Source organism: Shinella sp. HZN7 (assembly GCF_001652565.1).
GTDB lineage: Bacteria > Pseudomonadota > Alphaproteobacteria > Rhizobiales > Rhizobiaceae > Shinella > Shinella granuli.
Genome location: NZ_CP015736.1, coordinates 4,606,094 through 4,631,110, shown reverse-complemented (window position 1 = coordinate 4,631,110; position 25,017 = coordinate 4,606,094). Strand labels below are relative to the sequence as shown.

Annotated in this window: 20 protein-coding genes and 2 pseudogenes; 17 read left to right on the top strand and 5 right to left on the bottom strand. The window is 63.7% G+C overall.

The genetic code is table 11. The annotated features are described in order from the left end of the window. Nucleotides 1–19 precede the first annotated feature (19 nt). The 8 genes from shn_RS22170 to shn_RS22135 all read left to right on the top strand — a co-directional run bounded on the left by shn_RS22170 (nt 20) and on the right by shn_RS22135 (nt 8,870). Entirely contained in the window at nt 20–1,555 is a 1,536-nt protein-coding gene (locus shn_RS22170; RefSeq protein ID WP_064332327.1) for a di-heme oxidoredictase family protein, read from the top strand. Nucleotides 1,556–1,760: 205 nt separating this feature from the next. Further along, nucleotides 1,761–2,897, top strand: coding sequence for an imelysin family protein (locus shn_RS22165; RefSeq protein ID WP_064332326.1), 1,137 nt, complete (start codon nt 1,761–1,763; stop codon nt 2,895–2,897). Beyond that, the gene (locus tag shn_RS22160; protein ID WP_064332325.1) at nt 2,897–4,000 is read left to right on the top strand and encodes a DUF1513 domain-containing protein; all 1,104 of its coding nucleotides are present in this window, start codon (nt 2,897–2,899) and stop codon (nt 3,998–4,000) included. The genes shn_RS22165 and shn_RS22160 overlap by 1 nt, the downstream gene beginning before the upstream one ends. Before the next feature lie 46 nt (nt 4,001–4,046). Further along, a complete protein-coding gene (locus shn_RS22155) occupies nt 4,047–4,502 on the top strand; it encodes a TspO/MBR family protein (protein WP_064332324.1) in 456 nt (151 codons plus the stop codon). 86 nt (nt 4,503–4,588) lie between these two features. Next, entirely contained in the window at nt 4,589–5,038 is a 450-nt protein-coding gene (locus shn_RS22150; RefSeq protein WP_064332323.1) for a PaaI family thioesterase, read from the top strand. Next, nucleotides 5,035–5,679, top strand: coding sequence for a 5'-methylthioadenosine/S-adenosylhomocysteine nucleosidase (locus tag shn_RS22145; protein WP_064332322.1), 645 nt, complete (start codon nt 5,035–5,037; stop codon nt 5,677–5,679). The genes shn_RS22150 and shn_RS22145 overlap by 4 nt, the downstream gene beginning before the upstream one ends. 53 nt (nt 5,680–5,732) lie before the next feature. Next, nucleotides 5,733–7,295, top strand: a complete 1,563-nt coding sequence (guaA, locus tag shn_RS22140) for a glutamine-hydrolyzing GMP synthase (protein WP_064332321.1) — start codon at nt 5,733–5,735, stop codon at nt 7,293–7,295. Between the two features lie 318 nt (nt 7,296–7,613). Next, nucleotides 7,614–8,870 (top strand): tyrosine-type recombinase/integrase, encoded by a 1,257-nt coding sequence (locus shn_RS22135; protein ID WP_064332320.1) that lies wholly within the window; start codon nt 7,614–7,616, stop codon nt 8,868–8,870. Here shn_RS22135 and shn_RS22130 read toward each other — a convergent pair. Beyond that, a complete protein-coding gene (locus shn_RS22130) occupies nt 8,848–9,108 on the bottom strand; it encodes an AlpA family transcriptional regulator (protein ID WP_010545765.1) in 261 nt (86 codons plus the stop codon). The genes shn_RS22135 and shn_RS22130 overlap by 23 nt on opposite strands. A 286-nt stretch (nt 9,109–9,394) precedes the next feature. On the opposite strand from shn_RS22130, the gene shn_RS22120 reads away from it, so the two are divergent. Further along, nucleotides 9,395–10,758 (top strand): IS3 family transposase gene (locus tag shn_RS22120; RefSeq protein WP_371328579.1). Its coding sequence is split into 2 segments (ribosomal slippage): nt 9,395–9,742 and nt 9,745–10,758, totalling 1,362 coding nucleotides; the frame shifts between segments, so codons are not numbered across the junction. Between the two features lie 365 nt (nt 10,759–11,123). On the opposite strand, the gene shn_RS22115 is transcribed toward shn_RS22120, so the two are convergent. Then, on the bottom strand, nt 11,124–11,546 hold the full coding sequence (locus shn_RS22115) for a hypothetical protein (protein ID WP_145925981.1): 423 nt from the start codon (nt 11,544–11,546) through the stop codon (nt 11,124–11,126). 75 nt (nt 11,547–11,621) lie between these two features. After that, nucleotides 11,622–12,350, bottom strand: coding sequence for an acetoacetyl-CoA reductase (phbB, locus tag shn_RS22110; protein WP_064332745.1), 729 nt, complete (start codon nt 12,348–12,350; stop codon nt 11,622–11,624). Nucleotides 12,351–12,520: 170 nt separating this feature from the next. On the opposite strand from phbB, the gene shn_RS22105 reads away from it, so the two are divergent. From shn_RS22105 to shn_RS22060, 8 genes and pseudogenes are all read left to right on the top strand, one after another. After that, nucleotides 12,521–13,189 (top strand): TetR/AcrR family transcriptional regulator, encoded by a 669-nt coding sequence (locus shn_RS22105; protein ID WP_064332316.1) that lies wholly within the window; start codon nt 12,521–12,523, stop codon nt 13,187–13,189. 81 nt (nt 13,190–13,270) lie between these two features. After that, the gene (locus shn_RS22100; protein ID WP_064332315.1) at nt 13,271–15,025 is read left to right on the top strand and encodes an alpha/beta hydrolase; all 1,755 of its coding nucleotides are present in this window, start codon (nt 13,271–13,273) and stop codon (nt 15,023–15,025) included. Nucleotides 15,026–15,028: 3 nt separating this feature from the next. After that, nucleotides 15,029–16,444 (top strand): bifunctional enoyl-CoA hydratase/phosphate acetyltransferase, encoded by a 1,416-nt coding sequence (locus tag shn_RS22095; protein WP_064332314.1) that lies wholly within the window; start codon nt 15,029–15,031, stop codon nt 16,442–16,444. Beyond that, a complete protein-coding gene (locus tag shn_RS22090) occupies nt 16,441–17,634 on the top strand; it encodes an acetate/propionate family kinase (protein ID WP_064332313.1) in 1,194 nt (397 codons plus the stop codon). Before shn_RS22095 ends, shn_RS22090 begins: the two co-directional genes overlap by 4 nt. After that, nucleotides 17,631–18,416, top strand: coding sequence for an enoyl-ACP reductase FabI (gene fabI / locus shn_RS22085; protein WP_064332312.1), 786 nt, complete (start codon nt 17,631–17,633; stop codon nt 18,414–18,416). Before shn_RS22090 ends, fabI begins: the two co-directional genes overlap by 4 nt. 81 nt (nt 18,417–18,497) lie before the next feature. Continuing rightward, complete coding sequence (locus shn_RS22080) at nt 18,498–19,742, top strand: phospholipase A (RefSeq protein ID WP_064332311.1); 1,245 nt, start codon at nt 18,498–18,500, stop codon at nt 19,740–19,742. Between the two features lie 39 nt (nt 19,743–19,781). Further along, nucleotides 19,782–21,145, top strand: a protein-coding gene (locus shn_RS22070; protein ID WP_371328578.1) for an IS3 family transposase whose coding sequence is annotated in 2 segments (ribosomal slippage) — nt 19,782–20,129 and nt 20,132–21,145 — 1,362 coding nt in all. Because the reading frame shifts where the segments join, the coding sequence is not laid out codon by codon here. Between the two features lie 148 nt (nt 21,146–21,293). After that, a pseudogene (locus shn_RS22060) lies at nt 21,294–22,463 on the top strand (IS3 family transposase). 89 nt (nt 22,464–22,552) lie between these two features. Here the strand turns inward: shn_RS22060 and shn_RS22055 are convergent. After that, nucleotides 22,553–22,978 (bottom strand): annotated as a pseudogene (locus shn_RS22055) (integrase core domain-containing protein); the annotation flags it as partial. Nucleotides 22,979–23,111: 133 nt separating this feature from the next. Further along, nucleotides 23,112–25,010 carry a DEAD/DEAH box helicase gene (locus tag shn_RS22050; RefSeq protein WP_245337340.1) on the bottom strand — a complete coding sequence of 633 codons (1,899 nt, stop codon included), beginning with the start codon at nt 25,008–25,010 and terminating at the stop codon, nt 23,112–23,114. Nucleotides 25,011–25,017: the final 7 nt, after the last annotated feature.

The following is a 25,017-nucleotide window of genomic DNA, read 5'->3' as shown; positions in this document are numbered from 1 at the left end:
GTGGCGGCCCGATCCATACATGACAGAACGCCCCGCCCGCCCTCTGCTCGCGGCTCTTGCCGCGGTGTCCGTCGTGGCGGGCGTTTTCGTTCTGGGACCTGCCCATTCCACCGGCCGCGGGCGCGATGATCTCTCCGAAAAGGACCGCAAGCGCGTCGCCGCGGTGACGGCGCCAGCGACGGATTTTTCCAAGGCCGAAGCCTATGAGGCGATGTCCGGCGGGGCGGCGACCTCGCTTGCATCCGTCAACGTCAACAGCTTCTCCCACTTCTCCGAGAACATCACCTTCGCGGAAGAAGAGACGTTCAAGCTCGGCAACGCGCTCTTCCAGAAACTCTGGGTCTCCTCACCCTCCTCCACCCAGGCCTCCGACGGGCTCGGGCCGCTCTACAATGCGCGCTCCTGCCAGACCTGCCACATCAAGGACGGCCGCGGCCATCCGCCGGAGGGCACCGCCGAGGCGACGTCGATGTTCCTGCGCCTCGCCCGCGCGGCCAGGACGCCGGAGGACGAGGCGGCGCTGAAAAGCTTTCGCGAGATGAGCCTGCCGGATCCGATCTACGGCCGCCAGCTTCAGGATCTCGCCATACCCGGCCTCAAGGCCGAGGGCCGCATGGTGATCGACTATACCGAGGAGCCGGTGACGCTTGCCGGCGGCGAGGTCGCCAGGCTGCGCCGGCCGACATACTCCGTCGCCGATCTCGCCTATGGCGACCTCGATACGACGACGACGCTCTCGCCGCGCGTCACCCAGCCGATGCTCGGCCTCGGCCTCGTCCAGGCCATCCACGAGGCGGATATCCTCGCCCTTGCCGACCCCGACGATAGGGATGGCGATGGCATCAGCGGCAGGGCGGCCATCGCCATCGATCCGGAGACGGGCAAGGAGGCGCTCGGCCGCTTCGGCTGGAAGGCGCAGTCGGCCACCGTGCGCCAGCAGAGCGCCGACGCCTTCGCCTTCGACATCGGCCTTTCGACGCCGGAGGTGCCGCTGCACCAGGGCGACTGCACGCCCGCACAGAAAGCCTGCCTCGACCGGCCGGACGGCGTGCAGAAGCGGCTCGGCGATGCCGAAGCCCCGCCGCCGGTAATGGACCTCGTCACCTTCTATGCGGAGAACCTTGCCGTGCCGGCACGGCGCAAGGCGAGTTTCGCCGAAACGCTGAACGGCAAGCGCGTGTTCTACGAGACGGGCTGTACACGCTGCCACCAGCCGAAATTCGTCACCCGGCGCGATGCCGGCAACAAGGCCCATGCCTTCCAGCTCATCTGGCCCTATTCCGATTTCCTGCTGCACGACATGGGCGAGGGCCTTGCCGACGGGCAGGCGGTCGGCGTGGCGACCGGGCGGGAATGGCGCACGCCGCCGCTCTGGGGCATCGGCCTTACAAAAACCGTCAACGGCCATACGTTCTTCCTGCATGACGGGCGCGCCCGCAACCTCACCGAGGCCATCCTCTGGCACGGCGGGGAGGCCCAGGCGGCGCGCGACCGCTTCGCCGCGCTGGAAAAACACGACCGCGACGCCCTTCTGACTTTTTTGGAGAGCCTCTGATGCCCACCCGGCGCCCCTCTTTCCGTCGTTTCGCCGCGCTTTTCGAAAGCATTGCGCCCACTTTTGGGGAGGCTCACCCCCTCTGCCCTGCCGGGCATCTCCCCCTCAAGGGGGGAGATTGGATGGAGCGCTGTCTCGCCTCTCTCTAGCGCTGCGGTTTGAGCAAGGTTCTTGCTTCTTGCCGATCTCCCCCCCTGAGGGGGAGATGCCCGGCAGGGCAGAGGGGAGGCGGCGGCGGCTGCCGACCCTGCTTCTCGCCGCCGGCCTGATGCTCTCCGCCGCCCTGCCGGCGCTGGCGCAGGAGGGCGAAGCGCCCGTGCCGCCCGCGCTGACGGACGAGAACGTGGTCGGCATCATGACGCGCGCGGTCGACGAGGTCATCCGCCCCGGCTACCGCCGCTTCCAGGCCTCCGCCGGCACGCTCGCCGAAGCGACCGCCGCCTTCTGCAAGGCGCCCTCCGAGGGCGGCCGCAAGACCGTCGACGATGCCTTCCGGCAGGCGGTTGCCGACTGGGGGCGCATCGAGATCGTGCGCATCGGCCCGGTCATCGACGACAACCGCTTCGAGCGCATCCTCTTCTACCCCGACCGCAAGAGCACCGGCCTGAAGCAGGTGCAGGCGCTGCTGCAGAAGGCCGACGAGGCGGATACGGACGCCGCGGCCATGGCCGGCAAGAGCGTCGCGATCCAGGGATTTGGCGCGCTCGAATTCGCGCTCTACGGCACCGGCGCGGAAACGCTGCTGGCGACGCCGGACAGCTTCCGCTGCCGCTATGCCGCCGCCGTCGCCCGCCATATCGAAACGACGGCCGGCCAGCTCGCCGCCGCCTGGGACGCGCCCGACGGCGTTCAGCGGGACTGGAAACATCCCGGCCCGCAGAACCCGGTCTTCCGCACCGGCAAGGAGGCGATCACCGCACTCCTCGGCATCCTCGTGCACGGGGCGGAGGCGGTGCGCGACCAGCGCATCGAGACCTTCTACCGCAACGGCGGCACGGCACGGCCGAAATCGGCGGTCTTCTGGCGTTCCGGCAACACCTGGACCTCGATCAACGCCAATATCGAGGGCCTGCAGACGCTGTTCGACGCATCGGGCATGGCGGATCTCATCGATCCGAACTTCGTCTCCATCGCCGGCAATGTCGATTTCGTGCTGAAAGCCCTGCGCCGCGTCGCGCCGACCATCGATCCCGATATCGAAAAGGCCGTCTCGACGCCGGAGGAACAGCAGAAGATCGCTTTCCTCCTCGTCAACACGCGCGACCTCATCCTGCGCCTCAACACCGAATATGGCGGGGCGATCGGGCTCGGCGCCGGCTTCTCCTTCGCGGACGGCGACTGATGCGGGCCGCGGGCACCCGGAGCGCGCTTGTCGACCGCCGCGCCTTCCTGCGCATGGCGGGCGCCGCCTGGGTCGCGGCGCTCGGGACCCGTCCGTCCTTCGCGCTGTCGCAGACCGACGCCGTCTTCGCGTCCGGCTACATGGAGCGCAACGGGAGCTTCGGCATCGCGGTGCTGGCCGAGGACGGCACACTCATAGAGAAGACGCCGCTGCCGGCCCGCAGCCACGGCATGGCCTTTTCGCCCGCGACCGGCCATCTCGTCACCTTCGCGCGGCGCCCCGGCACCTTCGCGCTGATCATCAACCGCGGCGGCAGGGCCGCGCCCGTGACCATCGCGAGCGCCGAGGACCGGCATTTCTTCGGCCACGGCTGCTTTTCGCCGGATGGAAAAATCCTCTATGCCAGCGAGAACGATTTCGACGCCGGGCGCGGCGTCATCGGCCTCTATGACGCCCGCGACGGCTACCGCCGCATCGGCGAATATTCGACCTACGGCATCGGCACGCACGATCTCTCCGTCAGCGACGACGGCCACCTGCTGATCGCCGCGAATGGCGGCATCGAGACCCATCCGGATTTCGGCCGCACCAAGCTCAATCTCGACCACATGGAGCCCTCGCTCGCCCTGATCGACGCCGCAACCGGCGTGCTCGTCGAGCGCCATGCGCTGCCGGAGACGCTGCGCCAGCTTTCCACCCGCCACATCGACCTCGACGACAGGGGGCGCATCTGGTTCGCCTGCCAGTACGAGGGGCCGCGCAACGACCTGCCGCCGCTCGTCGGCCATTTCGGCAGGGGCGAGGACCTGACCTTCCTCTCCCTGCCGGAGGAGACCACGATCGGCCTTGCCAACTATGTCGGCGCCATCGCCGTCAACCGGCGCGAGGGCCTTGTCGGCCTCACCTCGCCCAATGGCGGGCGTTTCGTCTTGCTCGAGGCGGCAAGCGGCCGGGTGCTGCGGGAGGAGGCCATCGCCGACGCCGCCGGCATCGCCGCGGCGTCGCGGGGCTTTGCCGTCTCCTCCTATGACGGCCGCTTTGCCGGCAGCCGGAACGCCGTCGCCTGGGACCAGCACATTGCCGGCCTGATGCCGCGCCGCTGAATCCCGCCCCTGGACGGCCGCACGCGCCGCGCTACCTCCCCGCGGCATGAAAAACAAGCCCCTCGTCTATCTCGCCTTCATCATCCTCGTTCTCGGTGCCGGCCTCCTCATCGGGGCCAGCAACATTCCCGACGAATGGTACCGCTCGCTCGCCAAGCCGGCCTTCACCCCGCCCGACCGGGTCTTCGCGCCGGTCTGGAGCCTTCTCTACGCCATCATCGGCCTGGTCGGCGCCCGGACCTGGCTGACGCTGCGCCGCTCGATGGCGATGCGCCTCTGGTTCGCCCAGCTCGTCTTCAACTTCGCCTGGTCGCCCGCCTTCTTCGGTCTGCGCGACCCGACATCCGCGATGATCATCATCCTCGGCCTCCTCGTCTCCGTCGCCGCCTTCATCGCCGTCTCCTGGCGGCAGGATCGCACGGCGACGCTCCTCTTTGTGCCCTATCTCGCCTGGGTGGCCTTCGCGACGGCGCTGAACGCCGCAATCCTCCTCCTGAACTGAAAGGCGCTTGCAGTGCAGCATGCGCCGTGCAAACGTTCGGCCATCTTGGCTTTCCCCGGCGCCGCGCCGGCAGACCTGGTTGCACCATGACCGATTTTCCACCGGCCGATTTCGCCGACCGCATCACCCGAAGCTTCGCCCGGCAGGCGGCGATGCGGCTCATCGGCGCCGAACTGACCCGCATCGAGCACGGCACGGTGGAGATCGAGCTGCCCTTCGACGAGAAGCTGACGCAGCAGCACGGCTTCCTCCATGCCGGCGTCATCTCCGCCGTGCTCGACACGGCCTGCGGCTATGCCGCCTATTCGGTGATCGACGCGGATGCCGCGATCCTCACCATCGAGTTCAAGGTCAACCTCATGTCGCCGGGGCGCGGCGAGCGCTTCCTGTTCCGCGGCGAGGTCACCAAGCCGGGCTCCAACATCATCGTCGCCGACGGGCGCGGTTATGCCATCTCGGACGGTCCGGCAAAGCTCATCGCCTCGATGACGGGCACGATGATGGTGGTGCGCGGGCGCGAGGACATCGCCGGATGAGCGTTTCCCTCAAGGCCGTCGGCCCGCACCGCATCCTCTATGTCATGGCCGTCGACGCCGAATACGGCCCCCACCTGAAAGCCCGCATCACGCCCTTCATGACCGGGGTCGGCCCGGTGGAGGCGGCCGTGCAGCTGACGCTCGCGCTCTGCCACCTGGAAGCCGAGGGCAACCTGCCCGACCTCGTTGTCTCGCTCGGCTCCGCCGGCTCGGCGACATTGGAGCAGACCGGCGTCTACCAGGCGACCTCCGTCTCCTATCGCGACATGGACGCCTCGCCGCTGGGCTTCACCCGCGGCGCGACGCCCTTCCTCGACCTGCCGGTGGAGGTGCCGCTTCCCCTGCGCATTCCCGGCATACCCGAGGCGCGCCTTTCGACGGGCGCCGACATCGTCTCCGGCGCGGCCTATGCGAGGATCGACGCGGACATGGTGGAGATGGAGACCTTCGCGGAACTGCGCGCCTGCCAGGCCTTCGGCGTCAAGCTCGTCGGCCTGCGCGGCATTTCCGACGGCAAGGCCGAACTCAGCCATATCGGCGACTGGACAGAGTACCTCCATGTCATCGACGAAAAGCTCGCCGAGGCCGTCGACCGGCTGGAGGCGGCCATCGCCGACGGGACCGTCGTGCTGAAGGGCTGAAGATCCGGCATTTCCCCGTTGCGCGGCGACAGGATTTTCATTAAAGGCTCGCCATGACCCAGACAGCTCATCCCGACAGCGTTCTCATCATCGATTTCGGCAGCCAGGTGACCCAGCTCATCGGGCGGCGCGTGCGCGAGGCAGGCGTCTACTGCGAGATCATCCCCTTCCAGTCCGCGGAGGAAGCCTTCCACCGCATGCGGCCGAAGGCGATCATCTTCTCCGGCGGCCCCGCATCGGTGCTCGACCAGGGCAGCCCGCGCGCACCGCAGGTCGTCTTCGATTCGGGCCTGCCGATCCTCGGCATCTGCTACGGCCAGCAGACGCTCGCCACCCAGCTCGGCGGCACCGTCGAGGGCGGCCACGCCCGTGAATTCGGCCGCGCCGACGTCGAGATCCTGAAGTCGAGCCCGCTTTTCGAGGGCTTCTGGGAGGTCGGCCGGAAATACCCGGTCTGGATGAGCCACGGCGACCGCGTCACCGTCGCGCCCGAGGGCTTCGAGATCATCGGCGTTTCCGAAAACGCCCCCTTCGCCATCTGCGTCAACGAGGCGAAGCGCTACTACACGACGATGTTCCATCCGGAAGTGGTGCACACGCCCGACGGCGCGAAGCTGCTCTCCAACTTCGTGCACAAGATCGCCGGCATCAAGGGCGACTGGTCGATGTCGGCCTACCGCGCGCGCGCCGTCGAGGCGATCCGCGAGCAGGTCGGCGACAAGCGCGTCATCTGCGCGCTGTCGGGCGGCGTCGACAGTTCCGTCGCGGCCCTCCTCATCCATGAGGCCGTCGGCGCGCAGCTCACCTGCATCCTCGTCGACCACGGCCTGATGCGCAAGAACGAGGCGGCCGACGTCGTCGCCATGTTCCGCGAGCACTACAACCTGCATCTCATCCATGTCGACGCCGTGGACCGTTTCGTCGGCGAGCTGGAAGGCGTTTCCGACCCGGAAACCAAGCGCAAGATCATCGGCCGCCTGTTCATCGAGGTGTTCGAGGACGAGGCATCGAAGCTCGGCGGCGCGGATTTCCTCGCCCAAGGCACGCTCTACCCCGATGTCATCGAAAGCGTCTCCTTCACCGGCGGCCCCTCGGTCACCATCAAGTCGCACCACAATGTCGGCGGCCTGCCCGAGCGCATGAACATGAAGCTCGTCGAGCCGCTGCGCGAACTCTTCAAGGACGAGGTGCGCGTGCTCGGCCGCGAACTCGGCCTGCCGGACAGTTTCATCGGCCGCCATCCCTTCCCGGGACCGGGCCTTGCCATCCGCTGCCCGGGCGGCATCACCCGCGACAAGCTGGAAATCCTGCGCGAGGCCGACGCCATCTATCTCGACGAGATCCGCAAGGCCGGCCTCTACGACAAGATCTGGCAGGCCTTCGCCGTGCTGCTACCGGTCCAGACGGTCGGCGTCATGGGCGACGGGCGCACCTACGAATTCGTCTGCGCGCTGCGCGCCGTCACCTCCGTCGACGGCATGACCGCCGACTTCTACCACTACGACATGAACTTCCTCGGCCGCGCCGCCACCCGCATCATCAACGAGGTCCGCGGCATCAACCGCGTCGTCTACGACGTGACGTCGAAGCCGCCGGGCACGATCGAGTGGGAATGATTTTTGCCCATCCGGGCGTATCCAAAAATACGCCATGATGCGACATAAGCGACTGAAATATATAAATAAATATCTCTGAATCTTTCGGCATCTATCGCTGGGTTAGCCTCCGGAATGACGGTATGGCTGACGGTATGGCGCATCTTGTCTCAGTCGAAAATCGCATATACCGTCAGGTCCAAGAGAGCTTCTGACGGTATATTTTTTGGCATAATGCTCTGTAAATACAGGGAAAATATCAGATCAGAAGGGCCGTTTTTGGCCTGACGGTATAATCGGGCGCTCTCCGGCATATTGTGACCAATCTGGAGAGTGTGGATGTTGACCGACGCCGCCATTAAGGCTCTGAGACCAAAAGAGAAATTATACAAGATCGTGGACCGTGACGGTATGTATGTCGTGGTCCAGCCCTCGGGCGCGATCGTGTTCCGCCTGGACTACCGACTGAACGGCCGCCGGGAGACATTGACGCTGGGGCGCTACGGTCCCGCTGGGCTCTCCCTGGCTCGGGCGCGTGAGAAGGTGGTTGATGCCCGACGCGCCATTTCGGAGGGCCGCTCGCCGGCGCAGGAGAAGCAGCGCGAAAAGCGTCGCCTCCAGGAGGCGAAGAGCTTCGGCCAGTTCGGTGAGCGCTGGCTTCAGGAAGCACGAATGGCGGACAGCACGCGCGCCATGCGTCGATCGATCTTCGAGCGCGACATTCTCCCGGCGTTTCGCAACCGGCTGCTGCCGGAGATCCTGCCGGAGGATCTGCGCGGGCTGTGCGCGAAGGTGAAGGAACGTGGCGCACCGGCAACGGCAGTCCACGTCAGAGACATCGTGAAACTGGTCTTCGCTTTCGCCATCCTGCATGGCGAGAAGGTCGCCAACCCGGCCGACGAAGTTGGCCCGGCGTCGATCGCGACCTTCGTGCCGAAGGACCGGTCCCTGTCTCCGGCGGAGATCCGCATCATGCTCGGCCAGATCGAGCATGTGGCGACGTTGCCGACGATCCGGCTCGGGATAAAGCTGATCCTGCTGTCGATGGTACGAAAGAGCGAATTGCAGGACGCGGTTTGGGATGAGGTCGATTTCGAGAACGCCGTCTGGTCGATTCCCAAGGAGCGGATGAAGCGCTCGAAAGCGCACAACGTCTATCTGTCTCAGCAGATGCTCGACATCTTCATCGCTCTCAAGACCTGCGCCGGCAATTCCAAATACGTCCTGCCGTCGCGCTATGACGCCGACGCGCCCATGTCGCGGGCGACGTTCAATCGGATCACGACGGCGGTGGTGGAGCGGGCCAAGAAGGAAGGGCTGCCGCTGGAGTCCTTTACGGTTCACGATCTCCGGCGCACCGGCTCGACCCTGCTGAACGAATTGGGCTTCAACAGCGACTGGATCGAGAAGTGTCTGGCGCATGAGGACGGGCGATCCTCACGGGGCATCTACAACAAGGCGGAATACGAGCATCAGCGCCGGCATATGATGCAGGAATGGTCCAACCTGGTGGACGCCTGGGTTGCCGGCCAAAAATACACGCCGACCCTCTATCCGCCGACGATGGACCTGCTTACGCCCGAGCCGGATGTTTGATGGGGCGGGTCTTGCGGAGCTGGACGTCCGGAATGGGCGCACGCTTCACCGCCTTGGCGCGTGAAGCTCGGCGCCGTTCTTCCAACCAGGCTTCGACCTCGGTTAGATCCCAGACCACGCAGCGGGACGTGAGATAGAAGCGCTGGGGAAATTCGCCGCGCTGTTCCATGTCATAGATCGTGGTGTCGGCGAGAGGGACCATTTCCCGGAGTTGATGCCGCCGGATGGTGCGCTTCATGATGGGCTCGACTTGCTGCCTCATGCCAAATTCCTTCGGTCGCCTCTCTAAGCGGATAGAAGGCGATAGATGATGCTGAATGGAAGCTCGAATATTCGGGCGTAGCAGCGCGTCGTGCTGTGGCGTGCAAATCGGGCAAGCCCGAGGAGCACGGCGACAGCATCTCTTCCTGGCAGTCGTCCAGCAACCGTCCCTGAATGCTGTCCGCCGTCAGCGCCAATGGCACAGATTTGAGGTTGTGATTTAAGGAGGATTTGGGCTTCGTCGTAGTGACGAAGGAACGAAGATGAAGCCCAAATCCTCCTTGAAAAAATCGGCGCCGAAGGCCCCAGCTGAGCGGGTGGTGAAGGACATACGGCGTGCGACGCGCCGGCACTTCTCTGCAGAGGACAAAATCAGGATCGTGCTGGAGGGGCTGCGCGGCGAAGACAGTATCGCCGAGCTGTGCCGCAAGGAAGGCATCGCCCAGAGCCTGTATTACACCTGGTCGAAGGAGTTCATGGAAGCGGGCAAGCGTCGTCTGGCCGGCGATACCGCCCGAGCTGCGACCACCGGCGAGGTGCACGACCTGCGCCGCGAAACCCGTGCCCTGAAGGAATGCGTGGCCGACCTGACGCTGGAAAACCGTCTGCTCAAAAAAAGCATGATCGCGGATGGGGGCGACGAAGAATGAGGTATCCCGCATCTGAGAAGCTCGAGATCATCAGGATCGTCGAGCAGTCGCATCTGCCCGCCAAGCGGACGCTGGACCAGCTCGGCATCCCCCGCCGGACCTTCTATCGATGGTATGACCGCTACCTCGAAGGCGGGCCGGAGGCGCTGGAGGATCGGCCATCGGCGCCGAGCCGGGTGTGGAATCGCATCGGCAACGATATCCAGCAGCAGATCGTCGAGATGGCGCTGGACCAGTCCGAGCTATCGCCCCGCGAGTTGGCTGTGCGCTTTACCGACGAAAAGCGCTACTTCGTGTCGGAATCGACGGTTTACCGGCTTCTGAAAGCCCATGACCTGATCACCAGCCCGGCCTTCATCGTGATCAAGGCGGCCGATGCGTTCCACACCAAGACGACGCGGCCGAACGAGATGTGGCAGACCGACTTCACCTACTTCAAAATCATCGGTTGGGGCTGGGTGTATCTGTCGACCGTGCTCGACGACTTCTCCCGCTATGTCATCGCCTGGAAGCTTTGCACCACCATGCGCGCCGGGGACGTCACCGACACGCTGGAACTGGCGCTTGAAGCCTCGGGCTGTTCGTCAACCAGGGTCGTGCAAAAGCCCAGGCTGCTCAGCGATAATGGTCCGAGCTACATCGCCGAGGAGCTGGCCCAATGGATCGGTGCCAACGGTATGAGCCATGTCCGCGGCGCCCCGATGCATCCCCAGACCCAAGGCAAGATCGAGCGCTGGCACCAGACCCTCAAGAACCGGATCCTGCTGGAAAATTACTTCCTGCCCGGCGATCTGGAGACCCGGATCGAGGCCTTCATCGACCACTATAATCACCGCCGATATCACGAAAGCCTCGGCAATGTGACGCCCGCCGACACCTACTTCGGCAGGGCTGACGCCATCATCCAACAGCGCGAAAGGATCAAACGGAAGACCATCGAACACCGACGCTTGCAGCACCGCAAGCTCGCCGCTTAATATCAACCCCAGGACGAGGCCCGCGCTCCGCTAATCTACGCCGCGATCTGCGCCAAATGTTCTGACGACAGACAGCGAAAGAAATCGCGCCATCCCAGGTCTGCGATGCTGTCCCCGGGCGGCGTCGCGGTGGCATAGGCCTGCGGCACAGGCTGGGGCGGACGGACATGCTCCGGCGCGAACGAGCATGCGGACACGCCGAGAAGCAGGGCCGTCATGCAGATACGGCGCCGATGGGCGCGAATCCCGGGCGGACGTACCGGGCCGGGGAGTGGAAATACGGTGGCAGGCACGTCGCCCCCTGAGTCCAGAGCTTCAAGGAATGGCCGCGCCCGAACGTCGGGAGCGGCCACAGTTCAATTCGGTCAGGCCGCGCCGCCGCTCGCCTTTTTACCCGAACCGGCATCCGTCGGGGCGGCGACACCCACCGCAGTCAGGAACTGTTGCGTCCATGCCTGAAAGACGTCGCCGAAGGGCTGTTGCGCGTCGCCAATCCGGAACGCACTGTTCACACACGCACTCCACTCGCCCACTGCGTTCTGTACGGCGGCGATCGACGTCTGGCGGTTTTGCTCCGCTTCCTTCAGAACATCCGTCAACCCGGCGAAACCGGGAAAAACTGCGGTGCCAGGCTTCTGTTCCGCTGCCTGCACGCCGAAAGCCGCGAAGCTGTTCTTTGCGATCTCTGCCTGCCGAGCGACCGCTTCGCGCGAAATTCCCGCGAATTTGAGCATCAGATTCTGATTAGCATTCGCCAAAGTGGCATATTGTTCAAATCCATAAATCATAATAAAAATCCCTTCGATGGAGGAATAAATATCGAAATATATACAAATATCTCCAATAGTAATAAGAATATAATTTCAACCATTCGCAATATACTGCCCGCCATTCACTGTAAGAACAGATCCTGTGCAGAATGAGGACTGCGGGGATGCGAGCCATGCAACGGCGGATGCGATCTCGTTCGGCGCACCCAGCCTTCCGATGGGAATTCCGGAAATGATCTTTGCCTTTACATCTTCGGGCACGGCGGCAACCATTTCGGTATCCACATACCCCGGGCATACGGCGTTAACCGTGATGCCACGCCCGGCGTTTTCCAGTGCCAGGGCCTTGGTGAAACCAATCACGCCGGCCTTTGCAGCGGAGTAATTGACCTGGCCCATCTGCCCCTTCTGGCCGTTGATGGAGGAAATATTGATGATGCGGCCGAAACGGCGCTCGCGCATTCCTTCGATCACCGGCCGCGTCATCGCGAACATGGAATCGAGGTTCGTGGACAGAACCGCCCGCCAGTCCTCCCAACACATCTTGTGAAACATTATGTCACGTGTGATGCCGGCGTTGTTTACCAGCAGCGACACCGGACCCAGCGTCGCCTCCACATCCGCGACACCTGCGCGGCAGGCCGCTTCGTCTGAAACGTCCCATTTGAAGGTGCGGATGCCGTATTCCTGGCTGAAAGCAGCCGCTGCGGTGGCATTGCCATGATAAACGGCCGCAACCTGATATCCATCGGCCTGCAGCGCCTTGGCAATCGCTGCCCCGATCCCACGTGTCCCGCCAGTCACCAGGGCTATCCCTGCCATGTCGCTGTCTCTTTCCATCTCACTCGGCAGCCCCTCCATGTGGTTCGTGAATCGGGGCCAAATCTCAATGATGGAACAATATGTACACTTTACGGTATATTTATTGACACAGATCAAGGATGGGTCAACCCAACACGCGCCACAGTTTGAAATATGGATAGGACATTCGGATGACGGTGGTGAATGCAGTCGAACAGATTCGCTCGTCGAAGGGAGGAAGGCCCACCCGCGAGGCTGCGGCCGAACTCGGTGAGCGCATTCTCGACATCGCGCTTGAGCATTTCCTTCGCTATGGCTTCGAAGGCGCGAGCATGGATGCCATTGCGGCCGACGCCCAGGTGAGCAAGCGCACCCTGTATCAACGCCACCAGTCCAAAAAGGGGCTGCTGCTCTCAGTCCGGGAACGCGAGCGGCATGTCTATCGGGCGATCGTCAACATTCCGCTTCCCCGGGGAAGTGTCAGACAGCAGATCGGCATGCTTGCCCACAATATCCTCGACGCCATCCTGAATGCCCGGGCCTTGGGATTCATGAAGCTGGCGCAGGAGATCAGGCGGGCTGAGCCAGGCCTCGTTGAAGACGGCGCGTTCGAAGCCATGACAAGCTATTGGGCCGGCGCCTTCCGCTCGGTCCTCTCCCGCGACCCGATGCTGGCGGATTATGAACCGGATCGGCTTCAGTCCGTTGCGTCCGTTCTGTTCGATGCGCTTGTTACGGTGCCGTTCGCGCGGACCACCATTGTCGGCAATCTGGAAGACAGCAAGCAGGCGCGGTCCATCGAGATCGAGCGCGTGCTGGATGTGCTTGCGGGCGGAATCCCGTCGCTGCAGCGGCCATGACAGGCGACATAGGACTGCCCCGTCATCAGGCGGACCGGGAAGGTTCACAATGTCATGTCGAGTGAAGGAAGCAGAAATTCGATGAGCACAATTCAGCAACAGGGCGTCGATCCGCTCGACGGAATCGCCGAAACCCTGAATCGCTCGGCGGCGGCAACCATCGCTGCCGCGACGCGGGGCCTGTCCCCCATCACGCTGATGCTGGCTGCGACGGATTGGGGGGTTCATCTCGCCCGAGCGCCGGGCAAGCAGATGCAGCTTGGTGCGAAGGCAGCGCGCAAACATATGCGTCTGGCCGACTATGCCGCTCGCCAGACGCGCGATCCGGATGCGGAGCCGGCCATTGAGCCGCTGCCGCAGGACCGGCGCTTTTCCGACCCGGCCTGGAAGCAACAGCCGTTCAATCTGATCGCGCAATCCTTTCTGCTGAACCAGCAGTGGTGGTACGCCGCCACGACGGGCATCGGTGGCGTGAGCAAGCACCACGAAGACATCATGGAATTCACAACGCGCCAGATGCTGGATGTGCTCGCGCCGACCAACTTCCTTGCCACCAATCCGGTGCTGCAACGCAAGATCATGGAAACAAGCGGCAAATGCCTTTTGGACGGCTTCAACAACCTGATTGAAGACATGCAGCGCCAGTTCCGCGGGCTGCCGCCCGTCGGCACGGAGGCATTCAAGGTCGGGGAGACGGTTGCGACCGCGAAGGGCAAGGTCGTCTGGCGGAACCGACTGATGGAGCTGATCCAGTATGAGCCGACGACAGAAACCGTGCGCCCGGAGCCGGTCCTGATCATTCCGGCCTGGATCATGAAATATTATATTCTTGATCTGTCGCCCGAAAATTCGCTCGTCCGCTGGCTGACGGCGCAGGGCTACACGGTGTTCATGATCTCCTGGCACAATCCCGACAGCGCGGACCGGGACGTGACACTCGACGATTATCGCAGGCTGGGGGCGATGGCCGCGCTTGACGCCGTGACGGGCATCACCGGCGCCGCGAAGGTGCATGCGGCCGGCTATTGCCTGGGCGGCACGTTGCTATCCATCGCGGCCGCCGCGATGGCGCGCGATGGGGATGATCGTTTGGCGAGCATGACCCTGATGGCCGCGCAGACAGAGTTCAGCGAGCCCGGCGAACTGGGGCTTTTCATCGACGAGGCCCAGCTCGACGTTCTGGAAAACATGATGTGGAGCAAGGGCTATCTCGACAGCAGCCAGATGGGCGGCGCCTTCCAGATTCTACGGTCTAACGATCTGCTCTGGTCGCACATCCTTGAAACCTATCTGATGGGCGAACGGGAACCGATGAACGACCTGATGGCCTGGAACGCGGATGGCACGCGGATGCCCTATGCCATGCACAGCGAATATCTGACCCGGCTGTTCCTGAACGACGATCTGGCGGAAGGGAAATATCGCGTTGACGGCCGCGCGATCAGCCTGACCGCAATTCGCTCGCCCATCTTCGCGGTGGGAACGGAACGAGACCATGTCGCACCGTGGAAATCCGTTCACAAAATCCATCTGCTCACGGGAGCTGAAGTAACGTTCGTTCTGACCAGTGGCGGCCACAACGCTGGAATTGTCTCGGAGCCAGGCCACAGGAACCGCTATTACCGGGTGCTGATGCGTGAGGTGGACGGACATTCCTACGAGGGCGAGGAGTGGCTGGAACGCGCTACCAAGGCGGAAGGTTCCTGGTGGACCGAATGGGCGCATTGGCTGGACAGTCGGTCCGGAAAGCCGGTGCCGCCGCCCTCGGTCGGCGCGCCGGACAAGGGGTATCCGCCGATCGCCGATGCGCCCGGCCATTATATCCTGGAGAAGTAAGCCATGGCCGACACCAGCATGATCGAGAACCACACCTTCGACGAAATCGAGGTGGGTGATACCGCGAGCGTGGTCCGCACGCTGTCGCGCAAGGATATCCAGTTGTTTGCGCTGGTTTCCGGCGACGTGAACCCTGCGCATCTGGATGCGGAATATGCGCAGGGCGACAGTTTCCGCCGTGTGATCGCGCACGGCATGTGGGGTGGGGGGCTGATTTCTGCCGTGCTGGGCACCGAATTGCCGGGGCCCGGAACCATCTATCTTGCCCAGTCGCTCCGTTTCGAGCGGCCCGTCGGCATCGGCGATGTGATCACAGCCACCGTCACCGTCAGGGAGAAGCTCGCCGGGAAGCACAAACTGATCCTCGATTGCCTGTGCACCAATCAGCAGGGCGAAACGGTCATCTCGGGCGTGGCCGAGGTGAAGGCGCCCAGTGAGAAGGTCTGCCGCCCGCGCCTGGCGCTGCCCGATATCCGCTTGTCCGAGCATGACGGTTACTCAAGGCTCATGGATGCCGCAAAGGGCGGTGCGGCCAGAACGGCTGTCGCCCATCCCTGTTCCGCGGCCGCGCTGGCCGCCTGCGTCGAGGCGGCCGAGGCCGGCCTGATCGAACCGATACTGGTGGGGCCGGAAGCGCGCATCCGGCAGGCCGCCGAAGAGGCCGGCAAGGACATCTCGCCGTTCCGCATTCTGGCGACTGTACACAGCCATGAATCCGCTGCCCGGGCCGTCGAGCTGGTGCGCTCCGGCGAAGCGGCGCTGCTGATGAAGGGGTCGCTCCACACCGACGAGCTGATGAGCGCCGTCATCTCGCGTGCCGGCGGGCTTCGCACCGAGCGCCGGATCAGCCACGCCTATGTGATGGATGTGCCGGGGCATCCGGATCCGCTGATCATCACCGATGCCGCCATCAACATCACCCCCACGCTGGAAGAGAAGGCGGACATTATCCGCAACGCCATCGACCTTGCGCATGTGCTGGGGAACCCGCAGCCGAAGGTGGCGATCCTGTCGGCCGTGGAAACGGTGAATCCCGCGATGCCGACGACACTGGAAGCCGCAGCGCTCTGCAAGATGGCCGATCGCGGCCAGATTACCGGAGCGCTGCTGGACGGCCCGCTCGCCTTCGACAATGCCATCAGCGAAATGGCGGCCAAGGAGAAAGGCATCGTTTCCCCGGTGGCGGGCAAGGCGGAGATTCTCGTCGTTCCCGATCTGGAGGCCGGCAACATGCTGGCCAAGCAGCTTACCTTCCTGGGCGGCGCGGATGCGGCCGGCGTGGTGCTGGGCGCCAGGGTGCCCATCATCCTGACCAGCCGCGCCGACAGTCTGCGAACCCGCCTCGCGTCCTGCGCGGTTGCGGTGCTGCTGGCCCGCGCGAATACCAAGGCCGCCCCCGGGCTGGCAGTCCCGCAATGACCAGGGCCGTCGTCAGCCTGAATTCCGGATCGTCGAGCATTAAGTTCGGGCTCTATGAGCTCGATCCGAACGGTGCGCCTGTCCTGGCGGTTCGCGGCAAGATCGAGCGTATCGGCATTTCGCCCCGGCTTTCCATCCGCGATTCCGCCGGTGGTCAGCTGCTGGAACAGGAATGGCCGGGTGAAGCCGGCCTGACCCATGCCGATCTGCTGGTTTCGCTGTTCGACTGGGCTTCTACCCGCCTGACCGGCATCGAAGTGACCGCCATCGGCCATCGCGTTGTCCATGGGGGCACCGATTTCGTCAGCCCCTGCCTGATCGACGGCGACATCCTTGTCCGGCTGGACAGGCTTTGCCCTTTGGCGCCGCTGCACCAGCCGCACAACCTGTCGGCGATTCATGCCATCGCCCGCATTGCACCGGCGCTGCCGCAGGTGGCCTGCTTCGACACCGCCTTTCACAACGGGCGGCCGGCTCTGGCAAAACGCTTCGCAATCCCCCGCGCCCTGCATGATCAGGGAATCCAGCGCTACGGCTTCCACGGGCTGTCGTATGAATATATCGCCCGCCGCCTTGCCGAAGTGGATGCGGAAATGGCCGCAGGCCGGGTGATCGCGGCGCATCTTGGCAATGGCGCCTCCCTGTGCGCCATGTCGGCCGGCAAGAGCATGGATACCACCATGGGCTTCACGGCGCTCGACGGGCTGATGATGGGGACACGTTGCGGGACCATCGATCCCGGCGTGATCCTGCACCTGCAGGCCGAAATGGGAATGGCCGCCAAGGATGTAGAAAACCTGCTCTACAGCCGATCGGGGCTGCTCGGGGTATCGGGCCTCTCCAGCGACATGCGCGAACTGTCGCTCAGCGACCGGCCCGAAGCGGCCGAGGCGATCGATCTCTTCACATGGCGGGCGGCCCGGGAAGCCGGGGCATTGGCGTCGTCGCTCGAAGGCCTGGACGGGCTCGTCTTCACCGCAGGAATTGGCGAACATCATGCCGATGTCCGCGCCCGCATCTGCCGGCGTCTGCAATGGCTGGGGATTCGCATCGACGATGCCGCCAACACCGCCAACGCGCCCCTCATCAGCCTGGCGGACAGCCCGATCAAGGTCCGCATCATACCCACCGACGAGGAGCGCATGATTGCCCTTCACACCCTCTCTATTCTGAACGGACCTCAGGCATGATCATTTCGGCATCACCACTTGTCGATCTTCGCGGGAAGCGAGGGCTTGTCGTGGGCATTGCCAACGAAAGCAGCATTGCCGCCGGCTGCGCCAAGGCGTTCCGCCAGTGCGGCGCCCGCATCGCCGCAACGTATCTCAACGAAAAATCGAAGGACTGGGTGCTTCCGGTGGCGGATCGGCTTGATGTCGAATGGACGGCGCCCTGCGATGTGCGGGAGCCCGGTCAACTCGAAGCCCTTTTCGAAGAGGTGCGCACCCAATGGGGCGGGCTGGACTTCCTGCTTCATTCCATCGCCTTTGCGCCGAAGGAGGATTTGCACGGCCGGGTCGTGGATTGCTCTGCTGAAGGGTTCGCTGTGGCGATGGATGTTTCGTGCCACAGTTTCATCCGCATGGCGAAGCTGGCTGAGCCGCTGATGACGGATGGCGGCACGCTGCTGTGCGTGACCTTTTACGGATCTGAGCGGGTGGTGGAGCATTACAATCTGATGGGGCCGGTCAAGGCGGCGCTCGAAAGCGCGACCCGCTATATCGCTGCCGAACTGGGGCCCAAGGGCATTCGGGCCCACGCCATTTCGCCTGGCCCGATAGCCACTCGCGCGGCCAGTGGCATCAGCCGCTTCGACGAGTTGCTCGAGCGTGCCGCCGCGCAGGCGCCGCAAGGTGAAACCGTGGATGTGGAGGATGTGGGCGCTCTGGCGGCGTTCCTGGTCAGCAATGCGGCGAAGCGGATCACCGGCACCGTCATCCCCGTCGACGGCGGGCAGCATGTGCATGGATAGGCGCCCAGGCGAGCAACCGGGAAGGCCCCGGCGGCCCTTCACTCAAGCTGACCTGGTTCCGGGGCCGAGCGAGGGACGGTCGTGAGCGGTAGCATCGCGCTGTCCGTCCTGATGGCATCCGCACTCGCTTCCCAGCCGTCCGCTCCCCAGGCGGCTGCCGAAAGCTCCCTGGAGTTCATCATCAGCGAGGCCGCGCAGGACACAGGCGGTGGATCGGTCAACGTGTCCATCCGGGTGTTGAACAGCGGGGCCCAGCCGAAGGCCATATCCCTGCCCGCACGGATACAGGCCGAGCTTCAAAGCGGAAGCCATAAGCGTCAGGTCTGGCTCGTCAGGCGTGCACAGGATGAGGCGACGTTGACGCTGCCTGCAACGGGCTTTGCCCAGGCGCACTATCTGTTGCCGGAAGCGGGAGAGCCGTTGCCCGCGGGCAGCCTGCTGTCGATATCCGCCTGGTCAAGGCAACAGGTGGTGATTGCCCAAGATTTACTGGCCCGGAATGAGGTTGCCACGCTTTCCCCGCTTCCCACTGCGGAGGGATTTGCCGCCGATGCGCCGTTCTCCGACACCGCTCAAGCGGCCGGGTCGCCGGAACCCGTCCGGGGTGTCTCTACGGCGCATTCAGAGGGAAGCCCGTTTCTGGGCAACCTGTCCACATATGAGCCGATGTACATGGTCTATGGGCCGTCCAGTGCCGCAGAGGCCAAAATACAGATCAGCCTGAAATATCGCCTGTTTGGCTCCAGGCAGAGCAACGGGCTGTCGTCATCCTGGCGTGACGGGATGCATTTCGCCTTTACGCAGAAGATGTTCTGGGATCTGGGAGCGGATTCGTCGCCTTTCCGGAACATAGATTATATGCCGGAGCTGTTTTACCTTTCCCAGTCCGCCCAATTCGCAAACGGCATGAGCGTTGCGGGGCAGGCCGGCGTGAAGCATGAATCAAATGGCCGCGATGGCTCCGCCTCGCGCAGTATCAACATGCTTTACTTGGCCCCCATGGCCGCCATTCCACTGGACGACGGCTATCGGTTGATCTTTGCGCCCCGCCTTTCGTTCCTGATCGGGGACAAAAGCGACAACCCGGATATCCTGAAATACCGGGGCAACACCGCTGTATTCGTTGAACTCGGCAAGGACGAGGGCTTGAAGCTGGCTTCCACCGCGCGATTCAACTTCGGTTCCGGCAAGGGGTCCTTGTCCACCGATATTTCCTATCCGCTCACCAGGCTATTGGGAGGCGGCCCCGATTTCTACCTCTACGTCCAGAGCTTTATCGGTGTCCGCCGTCAGCGCCAATGGCACAGATTTGAGGTTGTGATTTAAGGAGGATTTGGGCTTCGTCGTAGTGACGAAGGAACGAAGATGAAGCCCAAATCCTCCTTGAAAAAATCGGCGCCGAAGGCCCCAGCTGAGCGGGTGGTGAAGGACATACGGCGTGCGACGCGCCGGCACTTCTCTGCAGAGGACAAAATCAGGATCGTGCTGGAGGGGCTGCGCGGCGAAGACAGTATCGCCGAGCTGTGCCGCAAGGAAGGCATCGCCCAGAGCCTGTATTACACCTGGTCGAAGGAGTTCATGGAAGCGGGCAAGCGTCGTCTGGCCGGCGATACCGCCCGAGCTGCGACCACCGGCGAGGTGCACGACCTGCGCCGCGAAACCCGTGCCCTGAAGGAATGCGTGGCCGACCTGACGCTGGAAAACCGTCTGCTCAAAAAAAGCATGATCGCGGATGGGGGCGACGAAGAATGAGGTATCCCGCATCTGAGAAGCTCGAGATCATCAGGATCGTCGAGCAGTCGCATCTGCCCGCCAAGCGGACGCTGGACCAGCTCGGCATCCCCCGCCGGACCTTCTATCGATGGTATGACCGCTACCTCGAAGGCGGGCCGGAGGCGCTGGAGGATCGGCCATCGGCGCCGAGCCGGGTGTGGAATCGCATCGGCAACGATATCCAGCAGCAGATCGTCGAGATGGCGCTGGACCAGTCCGAGCTATCGCCCCGCGAGTTGGCTGTGCGCTTTACCGACGAAAAGCGCTACTTCGTGTCGGAATCGACGGTTTACCGGCTTCTGAAAGCCCATGACCTGATCACCAGCCCGGCCTTCATCGTGATCAAGGCGGCCGATGCGTTCCACACCAAGACGACGCGGCCGAACGAGATGTGGCAGACCGACTTCACCTACTTCAAAATCATCGGTTGGGGCTGGGTGTATCTGTCGACCGTGCTCGACGACTTCTCCCGCTATGTCATCGCCTGGAAGCTTTGCACCACCATGCGCGCCGGGGACGTCACCGACACGCTGGAACTGGCGCTTGAAGCCTCGGGCTGTTCGTCAGCCAGGGTCGTGCAAAAGCCCAGGCTGCTCAGCGATAATGGTCCGAGCTACATCGCCGAGGAGCTGGCCCAATGGATCGGTGCCAACGGTATGAGCCATGTCCGCGGCGCCCCGATGCATCCCCAGACCCAAGGCAAGATCGAGCGCTGGCACCAGACCCTCAAGAACCGGATCCTGCTGGAAAATTACTTCCTGCCCGGCGATCTGGAGACCCGGATCGAGGCCTTCATCGACCACTATAATCACCGCCGATATCACGAAAGCCTCGGCAATGTGACGCCCGCCGACACCTACTTCGGCAGGGCTGACGCCATCATCCAACAGCGCGAAAGGATCAAACGGAAGACCATCGAACACCGACGCTTGCAGCACCGCAAGCTCGCCGCTTAATATCAACCCCAGGACGAGGCCCGCGCTCCGCTAATCTACGCCGCGATCTGCGCCAAATGTTCTGACGACAGACAGGGCTGACGATGACGTGCTCCCCTGAAGTGTGACCGATTTTGAGTAGAGTCCGACGCGAAGGAGTCGGACGCAGATGAAGCGCAGCAGGTTCAGCGAAGAGCAGATCATCGCGATGTTGAAGGAGCGGGAGGCCGGGATGGCGACAGCGGATGTGTGCCGCCGCCACGGGATCAGCTCGGCGACGTTCTACAAGTGGAAGTCGAAGTATGGCGGGCTGGAGGTGTCCGAGGCCCGGCGCCTGAGCACGCTCGAGGAGGAGAACAACCGGCTGAAGAAGCTGCTGGCCGAGGCGATGCTCGACAATGTGGTGCTGACCCGAAGGGCGGCGTAGCCAACGATCTGGCATCAAAAAATGGTGACGCCCGGCGCCAAGCGGGATGCGGTCGCCCATGCTCGTGAGCATCACGGGTTGAGCGAGCGCCGGGCGTGCAACCTGGTAGGCGTGAACCGCAGGGTGATCCGGTATCGATCATTGCGACCGGACGATGGTCGGCTACGGCAGCGACTGCGCGAACTTGCGGCGGAGCGTCGCCGGTTCGGCTATCGGCGCCTGGGCTATCTGCTGGCTCGCGAGGCATCACGCCCAACCACAAGAAGCTGCTGCGGGTCCGTCGTCGCGGTGGCCGCAAGCGCGCCCTTGGCACGCGGGCGCCGATGGTGCTGCCGGACGGCCCGAACCAGCGCTGCTCGCTCGACTGCGTCTCCGACACCCTGACCTGCAGCCGGCGGTTTCGTATCCTGTGCGTGGTCGATGACTACACGCGGGAATGCCTGGCGCTGGTGGCCGACACGTCGCTGTCGGGCGTGCGGGTGGCGCGGGAGTTGACGCGGCTCATCGGCATGCGCGGCAGGCCGCATACGGTGGTCAGCGACAACGGCACCGAGCTGATCTCGTCGGCTATCCTGCGCTGGTCGCAAGAGCGGCGGGTCGAGTGGCATTACATCGCCCCGGGCAAGTCGATGCAGAACGGCTTCGTCGAGAGGTTGGCTTCGCCAGCCTTCGGCCAACGGTCGCTTACGCGACCAATGCCTCAACGAGACGCTGTTCACATCGCTGCCGCATGCCCGCTTCCTGCTCGATGCCTGGCGGCACGACTACAACCACGTCAGGCCACACTCGAAACTGGGCGGGAGAACACCCACCGAGAAAGCCGGTGAACCTGTCCGGGGCATGCCCCCGGACAGGTCGCCATCACCTCAAGCAATCATCATGAAGGAGCCAGACTCTACCTCTGAATGGTAACAATCAGGGGAGCACGTCAAGCCGTAAGACCCCTCGCAGCAAATCGGCATATAGAGTTGCGAGTGGTCTGAGCCCGAAGTTTCTACCATCTACGAGTAGAGCCTTGGGCCGTTTTGATGCCCGTCGCTGGGCGTGATGGCAACAACCGTATTGGGGGCATGCCCCCAATACGGTTTGCCGTTCGATCCAGCCCCGATCTCGGCCGGGGTTTTGTTCCCGAGGCTCGAGTGGGGCCGGAAGTGGTTGTAGTCGTGCCGCCAGGCTTCCAGCTCCTGACGGGCATGGGCGAGGCTGGTGAAGATCGTCTCGTTCAAGAACTCGTCCCTGAGACGCGCATTGAAGCTCTCGATGAACCCGTTCTGGTAGGGCTTGCCCGGCGCGATGTAGTGCCACTCGACATTGCGCTCCTTCGACCAGCGCAGGATCGCCATGCTGGTCAGTTCGGTGCCGTTATCGCTGACGATCGTATGCGGCCGCGCCATCCTCTCGAACACAGCTGCATCGAGTTCACGCCCTAAACCCGTGGAGGCTGCGGAACACTTCCTCGCCTTCCACGCGGCGCGTCGTATCGCCACAAACCGCCTTTGCGAGCCGGTCAAACGGCCCCTTGGCAGAACTGCTGATATAGAGCACGCCGCTTGCCTGATCCTAGTGAAGCATGTGCAGGTCCCAGGTGACGTTCACCGCCTGCTGCGCGGAGGTCCAGCGTGCCTGCTCCTCCGCCCGAGTCACGAAGATCGCGACCCGTTGATGCGGGTTGAGCTTCATGCCGAGATAGACGCCGGGGTCGTAGAGTTCCTCCGCGCGAAAGGGATCCCAAGCGTCGCAAGAGGTCCGGTACAGGACCGCGTTCATTTTCGGTTCGAGAGTCTGGAGCGGAATGTCGCTCAGATCCCCCGAAAAGCCCTTGAACATCTCCGCGCGGCGAACTTGGCGTTCGATCTTTGCGGAACTGAGCGCCTCCACCAACGCATTCCAGTCGGCGTCTTCGGCGTAGAGCTTGGCCAGCGCGCGATCGACATCGTCGATGCCGGTATTGGCGATCACCGTGGCATCACCCAGCGTCGGGTCCTGGCGGGTGAAGCGGCCGACGAACTGGATCGTCACCGCGACGCTCTTGTGATGATCGTGCAATGCAGCGATCTTCAGCTCGGGCAGGTCGAAGCCCTCGCCGAGCATATCGACGCAAACGATGATCCGGCTCTCAAAACGGCGTAGCGCGGCCAGATTTTCGCGCCGTTCCTTCAGCGATTGCTGGCTGTGGACGATGACTGGCCGAAAGTCCGGATAGATCGCTGCATAGAGGCTGTGCAGGTGCTTGGCGCGTTCGATCGTGTTGCAACGGGCCATCGCCAGATGATTGAGGCCGGCGTCCAGGTCGGTGGCGAGCACTTCGCCGAGCTTGTCGATGATGGCCTGGTCAGCGTCAGGCTGGTCCAGACCGAAGACGGCTTCGAAGCGGATCGGCTTGAAATAGCCCTCCTGCTGCGCCTTTTTCAGCGGGTAGGTGTAGATGAACTCGCCATCGACACGGCCTCCGTCCTCGCGAAACGGCGTAGCGGTGAACTGGATCACCGGGATCGGTGGCTCGTGCTCGACGAAGAGCCCGCGGAAGGACTTCCATGTCCGTGCCCCGATATGATGCGCCTCGTCGATAAAGAGCGCTGAGGCGCGGGCCGCCATCTGCTCCTGTACCGGCGCCTCGGCGCGGCCCGCGATCTGCATCGTGGTGACAACGACATTGGCGCTGTCGAAGATTTCGTCGACTTCGGCCTGGCTGGTCGGAATATGCGAGAGCCGCATGACCAAAGGGAAGGCTGCGGTCTCATTGAGGCATTTCTGCTGTTTCAGGACGCCGAAGGTCTCGAATTTGCCCGCGATCTGCTCGCGTAGCGCGTCGGTCGGCACCACCACCAGCAGGTGTTCGAACCGCCGGTTGGCATTGAGCGCCAGCATTGTCTCGGTCTTGCCCGTGCCCGTCGGCATGACGATGGTGGCCGGATCCGTCGATCGCGTCGCGTGGGCAAGCGCGGCATGAAGCGCGCCGACCTGTGGACGCCGCAAGCCAGGCTGCGCCGGCTGGCCGTCCGCCGCGGCTCGCCCCTCGCGCAGATGAAGCGCGTCGACCCAGGAAGCGGAGACAGCCTTCAGGCGCTCGCTGCGCGCGGAACGATCCAGCGTGTCGATGCTGGTGGGCGGTACATTCATCCACCGGCCTTCACCCAGTTCGAGCGCCGCGGCGATCCGTTCCGGCTCCGTTGCGCCGGGCACAAGGAGAATGAGATCGGCTTCCAATGGCGTGGCCGTCTTCGCGCTGATGACCTTCAGAATCTCGCCGGATTCCAGGGTCGTCTCGTGACCATTGACGCGGCGGATCGCGAAGGGGCGCAGTCGGCAACGCACACGCCGCGCCGGAACAGCCAACTGACGCACAGGGCTTCCCAGCACCTTGCCGTCAATGGCAAGCCGAGCCGGCAGCAGGAGTTCGATCTCGGGGTTGAAGAGATCGTCCTGGTTGGAGCTGGTGGGGCGCTTGCGGGAGGCCATCGTTTCT

Coding starts and splice junctions, on each gene's coding strand:
- shn_RS22170 (WP_064332327.1), top strand. CDS start 20: ATGACAGAACGCCCCGCCCGCCCTCTGCTCGCGGCTCTTGCCGCGGTG.
- shn_RS22165 (WP_064332326.1), top strand. CDS start 1,761: ATGCCCGGCAGGGCAGAGGGGAGGCGGCGGCGGCTGCCGACCCTGCTT.
- shn_RS22160 (WP_064332325.1), top strand. CDS start 2,897: ATGCGGGCCGCGGGCACCCGGAGCGCGCTTGTCGACCGCCGCGCCTTC.
- shn_RS22155 (WP_064332324.1), top strand. CDS start 4,047: ATGAAAAACAAGCCCCTCGTCTATCTCGCCTTCATCATCCTCGTTCTC.
- shn_RS22150 (WP_064332323.1), top strand. CDS start 4,589: ATGACCGATTTTCCACCGGCCGATTTCGCCGACCGCATCACCCGAAGC.
- shn_RS22145 (WP_064332322.1), top strand. CDS start 5,035: ATGAGCGTTTCCCTCAAGGCCGTCGGCCCGCACCGCATCCTCTATGTC.
- guaA (WP_064332321.1), top strand. CDS start 5,733: ATGACCCAGACAGCTCATCCCGACAGCGTTCTCATCATCGATTTCGGC.
- shn_RS22135 (WP_064332320.1), top strand. CDS start 7,614: ATGTTGACCGACGCCGCCATTAAGGCTCTGAGACCAAAAGAGAAATTA.
- shn_RS22130 (WP_010545765.1), bottom strand. CDS start 9,108: ATGAAGCGCACCATCCGGCGGCATCAACTCCGGGAAATGGTCCCTCTC.
- shn_RS22115 (WP_145925981.1), bottom strand. CDS start 11,546: ATGATTTATGGATTTGAACAATATGCCACTTTGGCGAATGCTAATCAG.
- phbB (WP_064332745.1), bottom strand. CDS start 12,350: ATGGCAGGGATAGCCCTGGTGACTGGCGGGACACGTGGGATCGGGGCA.
- shn_RS22105 (WP_064332316.1), top strand. CDS start 12,521: ATGACGGTGGTGAATGCAGTCGAACAGATTCGCTCGTCGAAGGGAGGA.
- shn_RS22100 (WP_064332315.1), top strand. CDS start 13,271: ATGAGCACAATTCAGCAACAGGGCGTCGATCCGCTCGACGGAATCGCC.
- shn_RS22095 (WP_064332314.1), top strand. CDS start 15,029: ATGGCCGACACCAGCATGATCGAGAACCACACCTTCGACGAAATCGAG.
- shn_RS22090 (WP_064332313.1), top strand. CDS start 16,441: ATGACCAGGGCCGTCGTCAGCCTGAATTCCGGATCGTCGAGCATTAAG.
- fabI (WP_064332312.1), top strand. CDS start 17,631: ATGATCATTTCGGCATCACCACTTGTCGATCTTCGCGGGAAGCGAGGG.
- shn_RS22050 (WP_245337340.1), bottom strand. CDS start 25,010: ATGGCCTCCCGCAAGCGCCCCACCAGCTCCAACCAGGACGATCTCTTC.